This window comes from Holdemania sp. 1001095H_141210_F2 (assembly GCF_015558105.1).
Lineage (GTDB): Bacteria > Bacillota_I > Bacilli_A > Erysipelotrichales > Erysipelotrichaceae > Holdemania.
The window spans coordinates 90,565-106,534 of sequence record NZ_JADNPO010000006.1 but is presented as its reverse complement, the minus strand read 5'-3'; the positions used below and the strand labels follow the sequence as shown (position 1 = coordinate 106,534).

15 protein-coding genes are annotated in these 15,970 nt (G+C 51.0%); 2 read left to right on the top strand and 13 right to left on the bottom strand.

Annotated features, from left to right (window positions below):
- Window positions 1-97: 97 nt before the first annotated feature.
- The 7 genes from I2G61_RS05860 to I2G61_RS05830 form a co-directional block, all read right to left on the bottom strand.
- Window positions 98-1,459, bottom strand: coding sequence for an MATE family efflux transporter (locus I2G61_RS05860; RefSeq protein ID WP_195548036.1), 1,362 nt, complete (start codon window positions 1,457-1,459; stop codon window positions 98-100).
- A 98-nt stretch (window positions 1,460-1,557) separates the two neighbouring features.
- The gene (locus I2G61_RS05855) at window positions 1,558-2,628 is read right to left on the bottom strand and encodes an SIS domain-containing protein (protein WP_195548035.1); all 1,071 of its coding nucleotides are present in this window, start codon (window positions 2,626-2,628) and stop codon (window positions 1,558-1,560) included.
- A gap of 45 nt (window positions 2,629-2,673) precedes the next feature.
- Window positions 2,674-3,495, bottom strand: a complete 822-nt coding sequence (locus tag I2G61_RS05850; RefSeq protein ID WP_006058014.1) for a PTS system mannose/fructose/sorbose family transporter subunit IID — start codon at window positions 3,493-3,495, stop codon at window positions 2,674-2,676.
- On the bottom strand, window positions 3,488-4,270 hold the full coding sequence (locus tag I2G61_RS05845; protein ID WP_072683230.1) for a PTS sugar transporter subunit IIC: 783 nt from the start codon (window positions 4,268-4,270) through the stop codon (window positions 3,488-3,490). Before I2G61_RS05845 ends, I2G61_RS05850 begins: the two co-directional genes overlap by 8 nt.
- Before the next feature lie 16 nt (window positions 4,271-4,286).
- Window positions 4,287-4,760: a PTS sugar transporter subunit IIB gene (locus I2G61_RS05840; RefSeq protein WP_195395218.1), complete on the bottom strand. Its 474-nt coding sequence runs from the start codon at window positions 4,758-4,760 to the stop codon at window positions 4,287-4,289.
- On the bottom strand, window positions 4,754-5,173 hold the full coding sequence (locus tag I2G61_RS05835; protein ID WP_006058017.1) for a PTS sugar transporter subunit IIA: 420 nt from the start codon (window positions 5,171-5,173) through the stop codon (window positions 4,754-4,756). The genes I2G61_RS05840 and I2G61_RS05835 overlap by 7 nt, the downstream gene beginning before the upstream one ends.
- Window positions 5,174-5,300: 127 nt before the next feature.
- Entirely contained in the window at window positions 5,301-8,126 is a 2,826-nt protein-coding gene (locus I2G61_RS05830) for a sigma 54-interacting transcriptional regulator (protein WP_195395217.1), read from the bottom strand.
- Between the two features lie 151 nt (window positions 8,127-8,277).
- Here I2G61_RS05830 and I2G61_RS05825 point away from each other — a divergent pair, with 151 nt between their 5' ends.
- On the top strand, window positions 8,278-9,471 hold the full coding sequence (locus I2G61_RS05825) for a hypothetical protein (protein WP_195395216.1): 1,194 nt from the start codon (window positions 8,278-8,280) through the stop codon (window positions 9,469-9,471).
- 28 nt (window positions 9,472-9,499) lie between these two features.
- On the opposite strand, the gene I2G61_RS05820 is transcribed toward I2G61_RS05825, so the two are convergent.
- The 4 genes from I2G61_RS05820 to I2G61_RS05805 form a co-directional block, all read right to left on the bottom strand.
- Window positions 9,500-10,204: a sugar isomerase domain-containing protein gene (locus I2G61_RS05820; protein WP_072683226.1), complete on the bottom strand. Its 705-nt coding sequence runs from the start codon at window positions 10,202-10,204 to the stop codon at window positions 9,500-9,502.
- 82 nt (window positions 10,205-10,286) lie between these two features.
- Window positions 10,287-11,009, bottom strand: coding sequence for an N-acetylmannosamine-6-phosphate 2-epimerase (locus tag I2G61_RS05815; protein WP_195395215.1), 723 nt, complete (start codon window positions 11,007-11,009; stop codon window positions 10,287-10,289).
- A gap of 6 nt (window positions 11,010-11,015) precedes the next feature.
- Entirely contained in the window at window positions 11,016-11,840 is an 825-nt protein-coding gene (locus tag I2G61_RS05810; RefSeq protein ID WP_072683225.1) for a PTS system mannose/fructose/sorbose family transporter subunit IID, read from the bottom strand.
- Complete coding sequence (locus I2G61_RS05805) at window positions 11,833-12,612, bottom strand: PTS sugar transporter subunit IIC (protein ID WP_195548034.1); 780 nt, start codon at window positions 12,610-12,612, stop codon at window positions 11,833-11,835. The genes I2G61_RS05810 and I2G61_RS05805 overlap by 8 nt, the downstream gene beginning before the upstream one ends.
- Before the next feature lie 234 nt (window positions 12,613-12,846).
- Between I2G61_RS05805 and I2G61_RS05800 the strand changes: the two genes are divergently transcribed.
- The gene (locus I2G61_RS05800; protein WP_072683223.1) at window positions 12,847-13,680 is read left to right on the top strand and encodes a MurR/RpiR family transcriptional regulator; all 834 of its coding nucleotides are present in this window, start codon (window positions 12,847-12,849) and stop codon (window positions 13,678-13,680) included.
- A gap of 199 nt (window positions 13,681-13,879) precedes the next feature.
- On the opposite strand, the gene I2G61_RS05795 is transcribed toward I2G61_RS05800, so the two are convergent.
- Complete coding sequence (locus I2G61_RS05795; RefSeq protein WP_072683222.1) at window positions 13,880-15,235, bottom strand: MATE family efflux transporter; 1,356 nt, start codon at window positions 15,233-15,235, stop codon at window positions 13,880-13,882.
- 437 nt (window positions 15,236-15,672) lie between these two features.
- On the bottom strand, window positions 15,673-15,957 hold the full coding sequence (locus I2G61_RS05790) for a hypothetical protein (protein ID WP_072683221.1): 285 nt from the start codon (window positions 15,955-15,957) through the stop codon (window positions 15,673-15,675).
- Window positions 15,958-15,970: the final 13 nt, after the last annotated feature.

Below are 15,970 nucleotides of genomic sequence, written 5' to 3'. Positions count from 1 at the left end.
GACGACGATGGACAACGATATTTTTTCTCAGTCTGGATCATAAGTTTCCAATCTTCTTCCAGCAGAAAAGGAGTTCATGATATTTAAAATTTGTCGATCATTCCGTCAGATTGACAAGCCACTTCTCTTTCCGGACCAAATGATAAGCCAGTGTTAACTTTGCCAACTCGGTCATTTGTCCGATCAAATACATCTGCATGATATTCAATCCGGTAAAATACGTCAGCATCCCGATCAAGGGAAGATTCACCAGCCACATAAACCCAGAATCCACAAACAGAGTGGAGCGCGTATCCCCGCCGGCCCGTAAGATGAAATAACATTGCGTATTCGCGGTATAGGTCCAGAACATCACTGCCATGACCCGCAGCATTTGAGCTGCAATCTGTTTGACCTGCGCACTGACCTGATACCAGGACGGTACGACAAACGAAGTTCCAAACATCACAAAGGAAAAAAGAACCGCGAGAAAGACTGAAAAAGCCAGAAGCTGATAGGCCCGATCCCGCGCTTCTTCCATCCGATCCGCGCCCAGCGGCTTGGAAACCAGAATCGTGGTTGCCGTAGCCAATCCGCCAAACAAGACGAAGAACAGGTCACTGATCGTATTCGCAATCGAATATCCCGCCATGACCTCAGGTCCGCGTTGGGAATAGAATTTAAACAACGTTGCCATGCCCAGCGACCACATCAGTTCGTTCAAGGCCAGCGGCAGCGCTTTTTTAAAGATCGTCCACGCTAAAGAACGTGGTATCGCAAACAAGTCGCGCAAGCTGGTTTTAAACGCAAACGGCTTGTGCTTCAGGAAATAAAGATAAAGCGCGGCTTCCATCAATCGGGCAATCACTGTTGCCAGCGCCGCTCCCCGCACGCCCAGAGCAGGAAATCCAAAGTGGCCAAAGATCAGCCCATAGTTCAGCAGCGTGTTGATTAAAACCGCGCTGGCGCTGATCACTAACGGCAGGCGAGGTTCTCCGGCAGCCCGCATCGCGCTCGCTGCGGTTAATGAAAGCGCCGTTGGGGGCAAGGTCCACGCCGCCATCGCCATATACCGGCTTCCAGCCGCAACAACCTCCGGGACATTCGGAAAAAATCCCAGGATTAACGCGGGAGCCACGGCTTCCGCCAGCCAGAACGGAATCAGAATAAAACCAGCCGCAAGCAATGAAAACCGGAAGGTCTGCTTCATCCGTTCAGAATCCTCCGCACCCCAGAACTGCGCGATAAAAATTGCCGCAGCGGCTAATAATCCATTCACCGCGAAAATCGCAATCATCGTAAAACGGTTCACGGCCGCGACCCCGCTGAGCGCCTCGTTACCCAACTGCCCTACCATCAGATTATCCACCAGATTGACCGAGCTGGTGATCAGCTGCTGAAACATCAGCGGAATTCCCACCGCCAGCGCCGTCCTGTAAAACTGCCGGTCCCCAATCCACTGGCTCTTGCTTCTCTGCATTGACTTTTCCTCCTGTCCTCCGCCGCTTTGACGTCAAAACAAAGACAGCCAGGACGCTACGCCCCGGCTGCCGATGCCTTCAACCTTGCAAGAAAGCCTTACGCTTCGTTATGCGTGTTGAAATATTTTGTTTCTGAATGATACGACATATCCGCCAGATCAATGCCGTAATCTACCGCCAGCCGGTAAGCCAAAACCTGAACGACCGGGGAAAGCTCCAGGAAGATAAATTCCCCACCCGCCAGCTGAATCGGAAGATCGCTTCCGTCAATTGGATTTTCACCGATCAGATAGCCATAACCCAGCTCATTCTTCGCAAACGTCGCCAGCTGATGCGCGCGCACGTCTTCCCGGCCGCCGTCATGCAGGACAATGACGCAGTTGGATGGCGTATAGCCCATCGTCGGACCATGCATGCCATCGTCAAATTCATAGCCGACGCCAATCCGACGCTTCGAGATTTCCAGAATCTTTAACGCTCCTTCTAATGCGACACCCCACAGCGAATCCATGCCGTAAATAGTGAAGGTTTCCGCCGCCATCAGCTTTTCCTGATTCCGATCAAACCAGGCCATCGCTTCCTTGACAATCGCCGTATGGTGTCCGATACCGGCCTGCGCCTGATCAAGATAGACCGCTGCCTGATCGTCTGTCAGCACGCCGCGGGCTTTCCCGATGGCCATGCCCATCAACATCTGGGTTAAAACGCTGGAACAGTAACCAATCGTGCGCATCAGATATTCCTCAACCCCGTTGCGCTGATTGATAAAGACGTCGACCATCTTGGCGATCGGACTGTCCTCACCATCGGTTACCGCCGCTGTTAAATAGCCCAGCTTTGTAATCTTCTCCGCTGCCATGCAGGTCAGCGTCGAGGTACCAGAATGGGAAGTAAAGACATACAATGCGTTCGGATTATAAGCAAAACAGTTGTAAAGCAGCTCATTCGGCAGCACGCAGATCGTCTGCAGGCCCGAAGTTTTCTCGATAAACCGGCGGGCTGTGACGGCGCTGGTGTTGGACGTGCCGGAGCCGATCAGTAAGATCTGATTGATTTCCGGATGTGCTTTGACGGCTTGCGTCAGCGCTGCGAATGTTTCCTCACGATGGTTTAAAATATCGGTGCAGACCGCCGGGATCCGATTGATGACTTCAAGCATGGTAACCATAGAATAATTCCTCCTTGTTTATTTGTATTTTCGTACTTCCTTCACTTAGACCAGGCCGATAAACCGCCCCAGAATACTGAACGCGATGATGCCGAGAATGATCGTGATCGGCTTGACGTCTTTCTTGAGGAAATAGAAGCAGACGAAGACCAACGCCAGCGGTAAAGCTGAAGGCATGATCGAATCGATTAACGACTGAACGGACATTTCTACCTCATTCATCGTAAAGACATACGCAATGTTCAGACTAACCATCGAGCTGGTCATCGCTCCCACGGTCATCAGGCCGACAATCGTCGCGCACTTCGTCAAAAACTGCATTAAACCGGATTCTGAAACCTGACTTAAGAACTTGGAGCCCAGACCGAAGCCGAGGAACGGGCCATAGTAACGGCAGATATGCGCCGGAATATTGAAGATCACTAACATCAAGATTGGGCCGAGAACATTGCCCTGCAGGGCCAGTGACAAGCCGATGCCGGTTGCGACAATCCGCCAGGATCCCCAGAAGATGGAATCGCCGATGCCGGCGAACGGTCCCATTAACGAAGCCTTGACCGCGTTGATCGACTTCTTGTCCATCGTCGGATCTTCCGACGCCTGCTTTTCCATCGCCGCGGATAACCCGGTGATAAAGCCCGCGACCGTCGGCGTCGTATTGAACAGTTCCCAATGCCGCTTATACCCTTCGATCCGTTCTTCCTGTGTATGATAGTAACGATTGATGACCGGAATCATGACACGGACATACGCTAACGCCTGCATTTTTTCCATTTCCATAATGGAGCACAGCGACAACGTCCGGAATCCGATCTGTTTGCACATCTTGACGTCTTCGTCTGATAAATTCAGTCTTTCTTTAATCATTGAATAATTCCTCCTCCTCTGAAGCTTCCGGGGCTGCTTTATTCATTTTGAAATTGCCCTCAAAGTACAGGATAACGCACAGGATGACGCCGAAGAAGGCGACGGCCAGAATCGGCAGGTTGAGATAAGCGACTAATAAGAAGCCCAGGAAATAGTAAACGCACATTTTCTTGGACCACATCATCTTTAACAACATCGCGAAGCCAACCGCGACCATCATGCCTGCCGCAACGCCCAGGCCGCCGGTGACGAATTCCGGAATGATCGAAATCATTTTCTCGACCACCGTGGATCCCGCCATAATCGCAAATGTAACCAGAAGTGCTTTCGGAATATACAATGTCAGGGCAACGACGTAGAACATCCGTTCCAGACCTTTGTAATCCCCTTTGTTCATCATTTTTTCAATCGTCGGATGCCAGAATGTACGCAATGTCAGCCAGATAGAGCTGGTCATGGACACTAACAGAGCGACTGGAACCGCCAGCGCCAGCGCGACTTCGACATCGGCGTGCATCATGATCGCGAACGCCGTACCGACAGCGGTACCGACTAATGAATCCGGCGGCGTGGACGCGCCGATCTGAACAGCGCCCATGAAGACCAGTTCCAGGGAAGCACCGATCATAACGCCGGTCTTCAAATCCCCCAGAAAGAAGCCAATGACCGAACCGACAACCATCGGCCGGGAGCACATCGGAAATGACAGATATTCTTCAAGGAAACCTAAAACCAGATAGATCACCCCGACGATGACGCTTTGAACAATCAACATAAGTTTTTCCCTCCTCTTATTTCAGTAACTTCTCATAATCGACTTTAGGCTCATTGGGAATCATCCGGAATTCCAGATAATCCACTTTTTCATGCAGTTCCCTGAGATTCACCAGATCCTCCTCCGTTAAGAAGATACCGGAGCTGAATGAACGGCTGTTTTCACGCTTGCGGATTCCGCCGATATTCACACGGTGGATTTCCTCTGTCTGCCGGACTAACCGCACGGCGTCGGCCAGCGTCCTGACGATAACAAAGATCCGGATTTTCTGAGCGTGCGGATGATTCAGCAGCTTCGCTCCGTCGTCAATCGATTTGATCGCCAGCTTCACCCCATCAGGCTTTGCCATTTTGAAGGCCAGTTTGGCCATGTCGTTTTCCGCCGCTTCGTCATTGGCGATCAGAATGGCTTCCGGATGGACCTCGTTGACCCAGGTCAGCGCCACCTGTCCATGAAGCATTCGTTCGTCGATCCGCATCAGAATTACCATAATTCATCCTCCTTCATCTCTCTGATGGATCTGAAATTGAATCCGAGCATGTTTTCCTTCGTCGATTCCACGGCGTGCTTTACCGTTTCCTCAATCCCCGCCTGCGGACTGGCCAGCAGAATTTCCAGGACCATCGACAGGCACATCCCCGTTTGGACGTACACATTGGGACAGAGACAGAGCTGCATCATCTGATGATGAACGCTGCCGTTGTTGATATCGGTCAGAATGATAAATTCATCGTTAGGCTGTTCTTCCACCCTTTTCCGCACCCGTTCCAGAATCATATCCGGTTCGTCATAATGATCCAGGTCATACACTTCAAGATCAGCCTGACATCCCAGAATCATATTGACCGCGCTTTGCATGCCTTCTGCCAAATGACCATGGGAAGTCAGTATCACCTTCCGCATCCGCTTCACCTCGTTTCTTCACCCTCTTATCAGCAAAAAACGCGCCAAGCTCCGCTTTTGCGCGTTTTTTTATGCAACTTTCTTAAAATTCATTATTTTTTCTTCGCTTTTCCTTGTTTTTCTCCGGTTATTCGGTAAATCCGACGCTTTCCATCAGTTCCGATTTGGATTCTTCGACACATTCAACCTGTTTTTCGACAGATTTCCCCTGCACGATATAATTGTAAAGATAACCGATCTCCGCCGTGGGAATGACGACGTTATACGCCCGGCACACGCGGCCGAACACCTCCCGGATCATCGCGATGAAATCGCCGTGCTCGGCTTCAAATTTCTCCAGGTTGAGATAGTAAACGAAGCGCTTGTCGATGATCAGCCGCTCGATCAGACAGCTGATATGCAGATAAAGACCGATCAGGATGTTGTTGGACAACGTGAATTCCAGCCGTTTTTGTATCTGTTCGAGGATTTCCTCGACGTATACGATAATTTTCTCCGGATTGAGAATCGTCAGATAGTCGATCAGGTTATCCAGCGAGAAGTTGCGCACCATGTTCTGCGTAAATACCGTCAGCTCCTCGTCGTTCATCAACATTCCCAGCTTTTCTTTAAGCGCCCAGCTGTCGCTTTGATTGATGATATCTTCGATCGAGATAAACGGAATACCCTGCGGTTTCAGATTCAGCGTACCAAGAATCAGAATAACATTGTACTTATCAAAAATTCCTGACGCCTGACGGTGCTGAAGCGTATCGGCAGCGATCGGAATGACCGTCAGATCCATTTTTTTCGGGAAGCTGTTTTCCACCAGCGCGGCAATCTTGCCCGCGATCCCAATGCCTGAGGAACAAACTGTCAGAATCGCTTTCGGACGGACGCGGTTCTTAATGATCACGTAATTCGGCAGTGAGCGCTGCTTGGCCTGTTCAAGAATATTTTCCAGCGAATCCCCTTCCATGATCATCGCGCCGACGTCCAAAGCCAGCTTGGTCGTAACATTGTTGATGATGCCGATATCCAGATCGGCAGTCTGATCGATATATTTCTGAATGCCTTCCAGCGAGCCCATATCGACCATGACGATGATCTCATGACAATTCCGGATTTCGCTCAAATACTGTTTAAGCTTGTTAGTGATCGTTTCAAAATGACTTTCAACCGGCATGTCGATCGCCGTGAAGATATTCTGGTGCAGCAGCTGATTCGCCAGCTCCGCGATCCCGCTGGCAATGGAATAACCATGCGCCATGATGACGACCGGAATCGGCGCCGGCTGGTAGCCCCGGTTAAAGTAGAGAAAAAACAACGTCGTCGTGATTTCTTCAAACGCGCCCAATGGCAGATTCAGTCCCGTTTGCAGCAATGGCAGGATTTCGTTGGCAATCGAAACCAGCTTGGGATTGACCGTTTTTAACGTTTCCTGGAAATCGCTGATGCTGCGGCCGCGGCGGCGCAGCTCCACGGCGCTGATCGGCTCATTCTGAAGCAGATCGGTGAAGTAGCGGGCCAGGATCTTAATTTCATTGTTGGACAGCTCGGACATTCCGTATTTCTTGTTCAGCAGCCGGTTGATGTTCGCCAACAGGCTCTGGACGATCTCCTCCTGCGGCGAGCTGAAATTCTCATTGTTGAAAAACAGGAAATCGACGTATTGTTCCAGCTGCAGCGTCGTCGTGGCCAGAAACGTGTCAAGCGACAGCTCATGCTTCTGTAAGCGTTCGTAATTCTGCATCGCGGCCTGATAAAACAACAGGTACCGGCTTTCCCCGCCGCCCCGCGGCAGCAGCTCGCCGAGTGGAAGCAGCCGGCTCACGCTGCCCTGATCCATTAGCGGATTCTGCAGCGGATTGCGGACCAGTCCGGAAGGCAGATCGCTGATGTGCAGGTCGAGCGTCGGACTGGCGTTTTTAATCGCCTTCATGTACGCACCGGCCATGCCGACCTGAATATCGTTTTTCAGCTCGCCGATGTTGTGGCGGAATTCATGCTGCTCCAACAGGCGATAGGCTGATTCGCTGATCCGCACCGGCATTTTAAACTTGGTCTGTTCGGTTTCAAGAATATGGCGGATCAGTTCGCGCTTTTCCGTCAGCGGCCGTTCTTTCAGTGAAGGAATCTGAATCACGATCGGAATTCGGCGGAACAGCGTTTTCAACAACGCCTGATCCGGGTTTTCCGTCGTCGCAAACACGAAGCGCACCGTGCTGGCAAGCCATTTCTGGTTATCGCCGACCCGGTGATAAACACCCTTATCCATAAACAAAAACAACTTTTCCTGGCATTCCGGCGTCAGGCTGTGGATTTCATCCAGAAATAACATCCCTTTGTCTGCCAGTGCCAGAAGTCCCTCGCTGTCCTTTTCCGCCCCGGTGTACGCACCTTTAACATAGCCGAACAAGCTGGTCAGGAAAAAATCCGGATTGTCCGAATATTCCGCGCAGTTAACCGTGATCAGCCGTCCTTCGCTGCCGATCAGCCCGCGCTGTACGCAATAGTCGTACAGCTTCGCGGCCAGTAGGCTCTTGCCGCTGCCGGTCGGCCCATGAAGCAAAACTGCCAGTCCGCTGCCGGGATAATTCATCGCCGCCTTGCATTGCTCGATTGCGTAGTGCAGGCTGCCGTTGCCGCCGATCAGATCGGAGAATACCGAGCGTTTCTCCTGCAGCTGATCCACCTGATTCCATAAATCTTCGGCGTTGTCATAGACGCTGGCAAAACCATCGTTCTCCAATGCACTGCGCGCTAAAAAACAGGTGGGGTGCGCCCCGATTTTAATCAGCTTCCCCTCATAAAACAATTCGTTAAGGTATTGGGACGCAAGATTGCGGGAGATGTCCAGCTTCTCCGCTAAGCTTCGGGCACAGAACAGTTCAAGATCGAGTCCGCGGACAGACCGGCCCGTCATCTGCGCTTCGATCCTTTCATAGAGCTGACGCTTTGTTTTATTTTCCATGACTCTGCTCCTCTTCCAGTCCATTGTAAATTCAATCAATAATTTTTACAATTCCTTTATTTTCAAGGGTTTGTCAATTTTCCGCATTGTTAATGAAAGCGGTTGCCAGAATTTGCAGATTAGACTACACTGAAAGCAGGAGAAGCATCGTATGAAAAACAAGCAAAGTCTGCGCCTGCATCAGGCCCAGCGGCAGCGTCAGGCCTTCTCGCCTGCCCGCGGTCGTTTTATCGAAATCCTAACAAAAAACCGACAGGAGCTGGCCGCCGAGCTGCGCTCGCTGATCGCCGTCAATCCGTTTCTGCACACCGTCGCGGATGAAGTGCTGTTTGCTCAGGCCCAGCCGGAGTCTGATCTGCGCGCGGACCTGCTGACTCAGCTGCATACCGGCCGCTGGCGCTGCCGCATCGACGCCGCGGAGTACATCATCGAAGCGCTGGATGATCATGGTTTCTACGATCCCGCCCAGCCGGCGCCCGGTTTTCCGATGGAGGACATCGCGGCGGCACTGGAAGTGATTCAACAGCTGGAACCGTTCGGTGTCGGCTGCCGCGACAGTCTTGATTTTATTCGCTGCCAGTTAAAATCCCGGAATGAAACGACAGCTTTACGCGTGTTGAACGAAGGAGCAGCAGAACTGAGCACACACCGCACAAACGCGCTCTGCCGAAAATTGAATATCACGGAAGCGGAACTGAATCGCCAGCTTGAAATCATCCGCACCTGCCAACTTTATCCCTGCCAGCTGGGTCAGACTGAAAATTCCTGCGTGCAGGCCGACGTCCTGCTTACTCTTGCCGACGATGAGTTCACGATCACCCCGCTGACGCCGCAGGTCAGCCTCGACATTCCCGCCGGACCGCTCAGTCCCCCGCTTAAGCAATACTTAAAAGAAGCCCGGCTGACATTGGATCTGATCGACCAGCGCAATCTCACGATGCAGCTGGTCTTTCATAGTCTTGTCCGCCGCCAGCGAAATCATTTAATGAGCGAGGCGCCGCTGGCGGTCTGCCGGCTGAAAGAGGTGGCGGAAGAAACCGGACTCCATGTGTCTACCGTGTCCCGCGCCTGCGCCCATAAATACTACGAATATCACGGATTGATCCGGCCTTTTTCCGATCTGCTGTGCAAGCCGCTGCACAACGTCAGCCGCAGTGAAATCGCAGCGCAGCTGAAACGATGGATTGAAGAAGAAAACCCGGATTCACCGCTGGATGACGAACAGCTGGCGCAGCGTTTTCAAAATGAAGGTCTGATCCTTTCCCGCAGGCGGATCGCCGATGTCCGCAAACGGCTCAACATTCCCAATTCCTATCGCCGCAAAGCTTTAAAAAAAGCACCCTGAAATTCAGAATGCTTTCTCTTATTCTTGCTTAAATCCGGTACAACCGGTCGATGTACTCCGCTTCCAGCGCTTCGTTGAATTCGCGGCCGCCGTCGATATTCTGCGATTTGTAGATCGGCGGGGTGATCCCCTTTTCGATCAGGATTTCCGCAGCGCGATAGGTTACCGCCTGCACCAGAACCGAGGTAGTGATCATCGACATGCCGCAGATCTTGCCGTCAAAGCCTTCCAGATCAATGCAGGAATCCCCTTCCGGCGTGCAGTTGTCCAGCACAACGTCGGAAATTTCATACAGGTTTTTCCCGCAGGAATGCTTTGGAGTCAGATGAGAAGAAGCCTCCAGCGCGGTGATCGCGATCAGCTTCGCCCCCTTTTTCTTGCAGCCCAGCGCGATATCCATGCACAGCGGGTTGCGGCCTGAATTCGAGATGATAAACACGACGTCGCCCGGCCGCACGTCGACTTTTTTCATAAAGATTTCACCGGCTCTTTCCACCGTCTCATACGCATTGTTGGATGGCTCCACAATTTTCTTGGTCGGAATGAATCCACCGGCGCGATGCGCGACTTCCATTGCACCGGCCATTGAATGGCCGCCGCCCCAGGCCTGAATAATACCGCCGTCCATGATGCACTTTGCAACCATCTGCGCGGCAGCTTCGATGTTTTCCTGCTGCGTTTCTTCGACTTGGTCAACCAGATGACGAACCGTTGGGAATACTTTGTTGGTCATTTTCAATTCCTCCACTTTCTGCTCTCATTGTAAACTTTTTATTCATATTTTACAATATTTTATGTATAATTTATTCCAGTTTTTATTCTGCCCCTTTTTCCTGCGTTTTGAAACGGTCGATCGCCTGAGTAAACGTTCGCGTGATGCAATGGGGACGGGTAATCGCGCTGCCGACGGTGACCGTCCACGCGCCGAGTTTTAAAGCCCGGACAACCTGTTCCGGCTGATAAAAACGACCTTCGGCATTGATGGGCAGCGGCGTCGTTTCGATCAGTTCTTCTATCAGTCGGTAATCCGGCTCCTCCAGATGGCGTGAATAAGGCGTATATCCGGCGATGGTCGTTGATAAAATATCCGCGCCGCCCGCCGCGGCAATTCGGCCTTCCTCCGCAGTGCTGATTTCCGCCATGATCAGCACATCCAGCCCGGCTTTATATTCCTCCAATAACGCCTGGATCGCTTCCGGCGTGCGCCCCTGGCGCAGCGTGCAGTCGACGGCCACAATATCCGCGCCGGCTTCCACGACAGCCCGGGCTGATGCCAGCGTCGGCGTAATGATCACATCGTGCAGCTTATCATAGACCTTGGGCATGATTTTGTTGATCCCGAAAATCGGCAGATCCACTTCCTTTTTGATTGCACGAATGTTTTCCGGCCAGCTTGCCCGGATGGCAGCCGCGCCGCCCAGCTTGGCGGAAACCGCCATTTTCACCATCATTTCTGCGCCGTAAAAGGGTTCGTAATCAAACGCCTGGCAGGAAACGACCAATCCGCCGCGCAGTTGTTCAATCAGTTCCTTTCGCATAATCACTCACGCCAGGATACCGAAGAACCGGCCAATCAGGGCCATCGCAAAGATCAGAACGAAAACCCTTCCCATTTTCCAATGCTTTTTCTCCATCAAAGCCCAGGCCCCCAATGTCAAGAGCAGCGGAAGCAGCCCCGGCAGAATTCCATCCAGCACGCTCTGAATACTCATCGTCATCTCGCCGGAGACATACGTCCAGCCGATTTTCACGCTGACATATTGCGCGCTGATGCAGCCGACGATGATCAGTCCGACAATGTTGGCAAAGCGGACCGCGACGTCCTTCATTCCGCTTTCAAACAGCGTGTGGATGGCGGTGATGCCCGATCGGTAGCCAAACCGGAAGGTCAGCCAGGTAAACGGAAGCATGATCCCCAGCCAGGCGACGATATAAAACAACGGTCCCGCCAGACTGCCCTGCTCTCCCACCAAGCCCAAACCGATACTCAGCAAAATGGGAATCAAAGTCCCGATAAACAAGGAATCGCCGACGCCCGCAAAGGGTCCCATCAAGGCTGTCTTCGTGGATGAAATCAATTCATCCGGCACATTTTCCCCACCGGCCCGCTGTTCCTCCATCCCCAGCGCAATGCCGTTGATCATCACGCCGACCATCGGCTGACTGTTGTAGAACTGCGTATGCCGCAGCATCAGGGCCTTCTGTTCTTCAGGATCGTCATACAGCTTGTCCGCGACCTTGCCCATCATTCCGGCAAACGCCGGTGCTTCCATGCGTTCCATATTCTGTGCGGCCAGCGCGAACATCATCCAGTATGCGTAGGCATGAAATAAATCACGCTTTGTTAGTTTTTTCAAAGGGTTACTCATCGACTTCCACCTCCAGTTCGTTCGTTTTCTTCGCCATGTAACGGATATCCAGATAAGCCAGGAAACAAGCGATCATCGTCGCGGCCACAATCGGCATTTTCAGCACGGCGATCATGATAAAGCCGACGAAGAAATAAGCCAGTTCCACATTCTTGTTCAGCACAAACCGCAGCAGCATCGCGAAGCCGACCGCCGGCAGCATCTTGCCGAAGATCACAAACGTATCGCCCAGCCACGCCGGAATTGCTTCAACCACGGAAATAATGAAATCCTGCCCGAAATAACAGGCCAGAAAAATCGGAACAAAACGGGCGATAAACTGGGATATCGAGGCATAAACCGGGGCATTCGCCGCTTTTTTAATCTTTCCCTGTTCAATCCATTGTTCCTGTTTGCGCACCCAGCAGACGTTGACCGAAGCCACGACATAGACTAAGGAAACACCAAGAAAGCTTAGCGGCACCGACAGGCTCAATGCATATTCCGTCGATGCGCCCGCCGCCATCGCCAGCGGGATTCCCATATATGCCGCAAAATTCAGATCCGCCGGCATCGACAATCCGGGTGTGACCAAACCGATATACAACGTCTGAACAGCCGCACCCATCAGGATTCCTGTCCGTACGTCCCCTAAAATAATGCCGATGATCAAGCCGGAAACCAGCGGACGCCCCATTGTATACCAGCCGCCCAGCTGGCCGAAACACCAGGGTGAATAATTGGAAGAAAGATAGCCGAATAAGGCGATCAACAGAGCTTGAAATAAGGTCATAAAACGCTCCTCCTTGCGATCTTTCGCATCAATTCTTATTCCATCACCTTGCGCAAGAAACAGGAATGAATCTAACCAGATCATAGAAGAAAACGTTGTTTTTTGTCAACAAAATTAAGTCATTAATTTTAAAATAAATTATTTTGTTATGACTTGCCAAGTCATTTGCGAAATTTTGAATTGTTATTTTTTTCCAGGTTATGTATAATAGATTTATACAACCGAGGTGATTTCATGTATCAGGAAAAATTAAAACAAGTTCGGAATGAATTAACGCAGACCGAAAAAATCATTGCGGATTTCTTTCAGAATCATTCGCTGGAAGCCCGCAGTTTTACGTCGTATCAGCTTGCGGACAGGCTGAATATCGGCCAGTCCACGATCATCCGGTTTTCTAAAAAATTAGGCTACCGCAGTTTTCGGGAATTGTTGGAAGACCTGTCGACTTCACTCACGGAAGAAAAAGTGAAAGAGGAAATTGTCGTCAACGAGGGAACTTCGTCGACCAATCAGAAGATCATCCAGCAGTATCAGAAAATGGCGCAGCTGACTCTTGAATTCAACCCGCCGCAAGTCATTGATCAGACGGTTTCCGCATTAAGAAAAGCGCGAAAAATCATTGTTTTCGGGTTTGGCAACTCGAATTTATTCGCCGAGTACATTTCCAATCAGTGGCTGAAAATGGGTCTGGATTCTTTTTGCAGCGCCAATTCGCATATCATTTTTTCGATGCTGAGTCAATTTGGGCCGCAGGATGTTTTGTTTTTGATCTCGGAATCAGGAGAAACGCCGGAGATTTTAAAAGCTGCGCGGATTGCCGGCCATCAGAACGTGACAGTGATTTCAATGACGCGAATCCAGAAGAACCGGCTTCATGGTTACTCGGATATCGTGTTGAAAACGGTGAATTATGAAACGAATACCCGCCTTAACGCAATGACGCTGCGGTGTTCCCAACTTTGTCTTTTAGATATGATCTACTTAAATTTGTATAAGACGGATTTCGAGCATTATGAAAAAATCATCACTCAATCCGAAAAATTATTGGATTATAAATATAACGGCTGAACGTGCTAACCCGGCTCTTCTCGATCAGAGAGAAAGTCCCGGACTTCCCGTCTGCCATCCATAAAGAAATGAATAACAAAAAAATGAAGCTTGCGGCTTGCGGAAAGCTTCATTTTTTTAACAGTTGAACGTAAGATCTATCCGCAGTCTGACTTATGTTTGCAGCGCAGTCAGACTTTATACTTTAATTCTTTCAGTTTTATCTGACTTCCGCTTGTTTCAAACTCATTTTTTCTTTCCGCCCCAGCCAGAGAAAATAAAGGACGCACAGGATGATCTGAACAAAGGTGGAACACGGCGTGGCCAGACCGATCTTGAACAAGGTGACCGGAACCAGTTTACTTGCCAGATAGGAAACGGGAATTCGCACGCAGAACGCGCCGATCAATCCCTGAAACATGACGAAGGTCGTCTTGCCGCAGCCGTTGAAATAACCGACGAAGCAGAACATAAACGACACCAGCAGCGTGTCGATCGCATAGGCTTTTAAATAATCCGCAGCCGCCAGAATAACCTGCGGATCACGGGCAAATAATCCGGAAAGCAGATTGCCGTGGAAAAACGCAAAATAACTCATGAAGACACCGAATAACAATGAAGTAGCGATTCCGTAAACCATTCCCCGTTTTGCCCGCTGCGGCTGGTTCGCGCCGATGTTCTGCGCGACATAAGCGGAAATGGATTGCGCATAAGCCGAAGGCACCAACAGGATAAATGTGCAGACCTTCTCCGCGACGCCGACCCCGGCCGAAGCAATGACGCCCAGCTGATTCACAATCGCCGTGATCGCCAAAAAAGAAATGCTGACTAACAGATCCTGCAGCGCGACCGGTGCGCCCAGCTTGACGATTTCTTTAACAGTTTCTCCATGAAACCGGATCCGCCGCCATGAAAACGGAAACGGCAGACCCTGACGTGCAACCACAGCGAGCGACAAAACCACACTGGCCGCCTGTGCCATCACCGTTGCCAGCGCCGCACCGGCCGCTCCCATTTTAAAGCCCGCGACGAACAACAGATCGAGCACGATATTCGCAGCACAGGCAATCGCCACCGCTAACAACGGCGTGCGTGCATCGCCCAAACCGCGGAAGATACTGCCCAGCGTATTGTAGGCGGCAATAAACAGAATTCCTCCGGAACAGATCAGAACATATTGATTCGTAAACGCGACCGCTTCAGCCGGCGCCTGCATTAACGTAACCAATACCGGCGTCGCGGCCAACATGACAGCGGTCAGGATGATCGCCAGACAGCCGAACAGAAAGACGCCGCTTTCCACTGTCTGCCCTACTTTTTCCGGTTCACCCCGGCCGAACTGCTGACCGATCAGCACGGTGATGCCCATTGCCAGTCCGGTGATGATCACCATCATCGAGTGCATGACCTGACTGCCTGTCGCGACGGCCGAGACCGCCTCCGGCGAAGCGAACTGGCCGACGACTAACAAGTCGACCGCGCCATAGAGCGCCTGCAGGATCAGCGCGATCATGATCGGTACGGTAAATTTCATCAACGGCGCTAAAATTTTGCCGCTCGTAAATTCTGCTCTCATCCTAAAACCTCCCATCAATCAAAAAAGGATAAGACACTGACGTTTCAGTCAGCCATCTTATCCAGCAAACCACATTTGTGATTTCCCCTCCGATGAACAGTGTCATTATAGTCGAACTCCGCGCTTTATGTCAACGTTTCCTGAATAAGAATGTGAAAAAGGATTCCGAAACACGGATGATTTTTTCTTTTCCACCTTTTTTGTCAATAAACTGATCGGTAAGGGGATAAAACGACAAAAACAAGCTTAACGGCAGTGGAGGACGCGGAGAATCGGGTTTTCCCCCGCTGTCACAGGGGCATATCTGACATCCGATGCGAAGACAGCCTGCTCCATAAAATTTGGAGCATAGACTGAACCACTCTGAACCCGCTTCTTTTCCAAACTCAGTCAAGATAAAAAGGCAGGGAGTACAAAGCTTTCTGATATGAACCCTCTTAAGCAGACAAGGTAAATAACCAAATCACTCTGGGAGGTATCATTTCTTTCCATAACACTTTATACCGCCTGCTTCTTTGTATAAAAATGCCAAGCCAGCCCCAGACACTGAATAAGAGTCTTAAAGCTGCGGACAATATTTTTAATTTGCTTTCCTGAGAGTTAAAGGGGAGTCCCCACAATCTTAGCTTCCAAGCGGCAGCCGGGACTGTGGCAAGCACCCGCTGATGCTCAAGCTGAAGATCCGGACAAAACCGGGGATCGGTCTGAAAACAAATACGCATAATGGTTCCCTCC

Bases quoted from the DNA above. Each gene is read 5' to 3' on its own strand.
- I2G61_RS05790 (WP_072683221.1), bottom strand. From the start codon at position 15,957: ATGCGTATTTGTTTTCAGACCGATCCCCGGTTTTGTCCGGATCTTCAG.
- I2G61_RS05840 (WP_195395218.1), bottom strand. From the start codon at position 4,760: ATGGTAATTCTGATGCGGATCGACGAACGAATGCTTCATGGACAGGTG.
- I2G61_RS05805 (WP_195548034.1), bottom strand. From the start codon at position 12,612: ATGACCTTATTTCAAGCTCTGTTGATCGCCTTATTCGGCTATCTTTCT.
- I2G61_RS05835 (WP_006058017.1), bottom strand. From the start codon at position 5,173: ATGCGGAAGGTGATACTGACTTCCCATGGTCATTTGGCAGAAGGCATG.
- I2G61_RS05815 (WP_195395215.1), bottom strand. From the start codon at position 11,009: ATGCGAAAGGAACTGATTGAACAACTGCGCGGCGGATTGGTCGTTTCC.
- I2G61_RS05800 (WP_072683223.1), top strand. From the start codon at position 12,847: ATGTATCAGGAAAAATTAAAACAAGTTCGGAATGAATTAACGCAGACC.
- I2G61_RS05795 (WP_072683222.1), bottom strand. From the start codon at position 15,235: ATGAGAGCAGAATTTACGAGCGGCAAAATTTTAGCGCCGTTGATGAAA.
- I2G61_RS05810 (WP_072683225.1), bottom strand. From the start codon at position 11,840: ATGAGTAACCCTTTGAAAAAACTAACAAAGCGTGATTTATTTCATGCC.
- I2G61_RS05820 (WP_072683226.1), bottom strand. From the start codon at position 10,204: ATGACCAACAAAGTATTCCCAACGGTTCGTCATCTGGTTGACCAAGTC.
- I2G61_RS05855 (WP_195548035.1), bottom strand. From the start codon at position 2,628: ATGGTTACCATGCTTGAAGTCATCAATCGGATCCCGGCGGTCTGCACC.
- I2G61_RS05860 (WP_195548036.1), bottom strand. From the start codon at position 1,459: ATGCAGAGAAGCAAGAGCCAGTGGATTGGGGACCGGCAGTTTTACAGG.
- I2G61_RS05830 (WP_195395217.1), bottom strand. From the start codon at position 8,126: ATGGAAAATAAAACAAAGCGTCAGCTCTATGAAAGGATCGAAGCGCAG.
- I2G61_RS05825 (WP_195395216.1), top strand. From the start codon at position 8,278: ATGAAAAACAAGCAAAGTCTGCGCCTGCATCAGGCCCAGCGGCAGCGT.
- I2G61_RS05845 (WP_072683230.1), bottom strand. From the start codon at position 4,270: ATGTTGATTGTTCAAAGCGTCATCGTCGGGGTGATCTATCTGGTTTTA.
- I2G61_RS05850 (WP_006058014.1), bottom strand. From the start codon at position 3,495: ATGATTAAAGAAAGACTGAATTTATCAGACGAAGACGTCAAGATGTGC.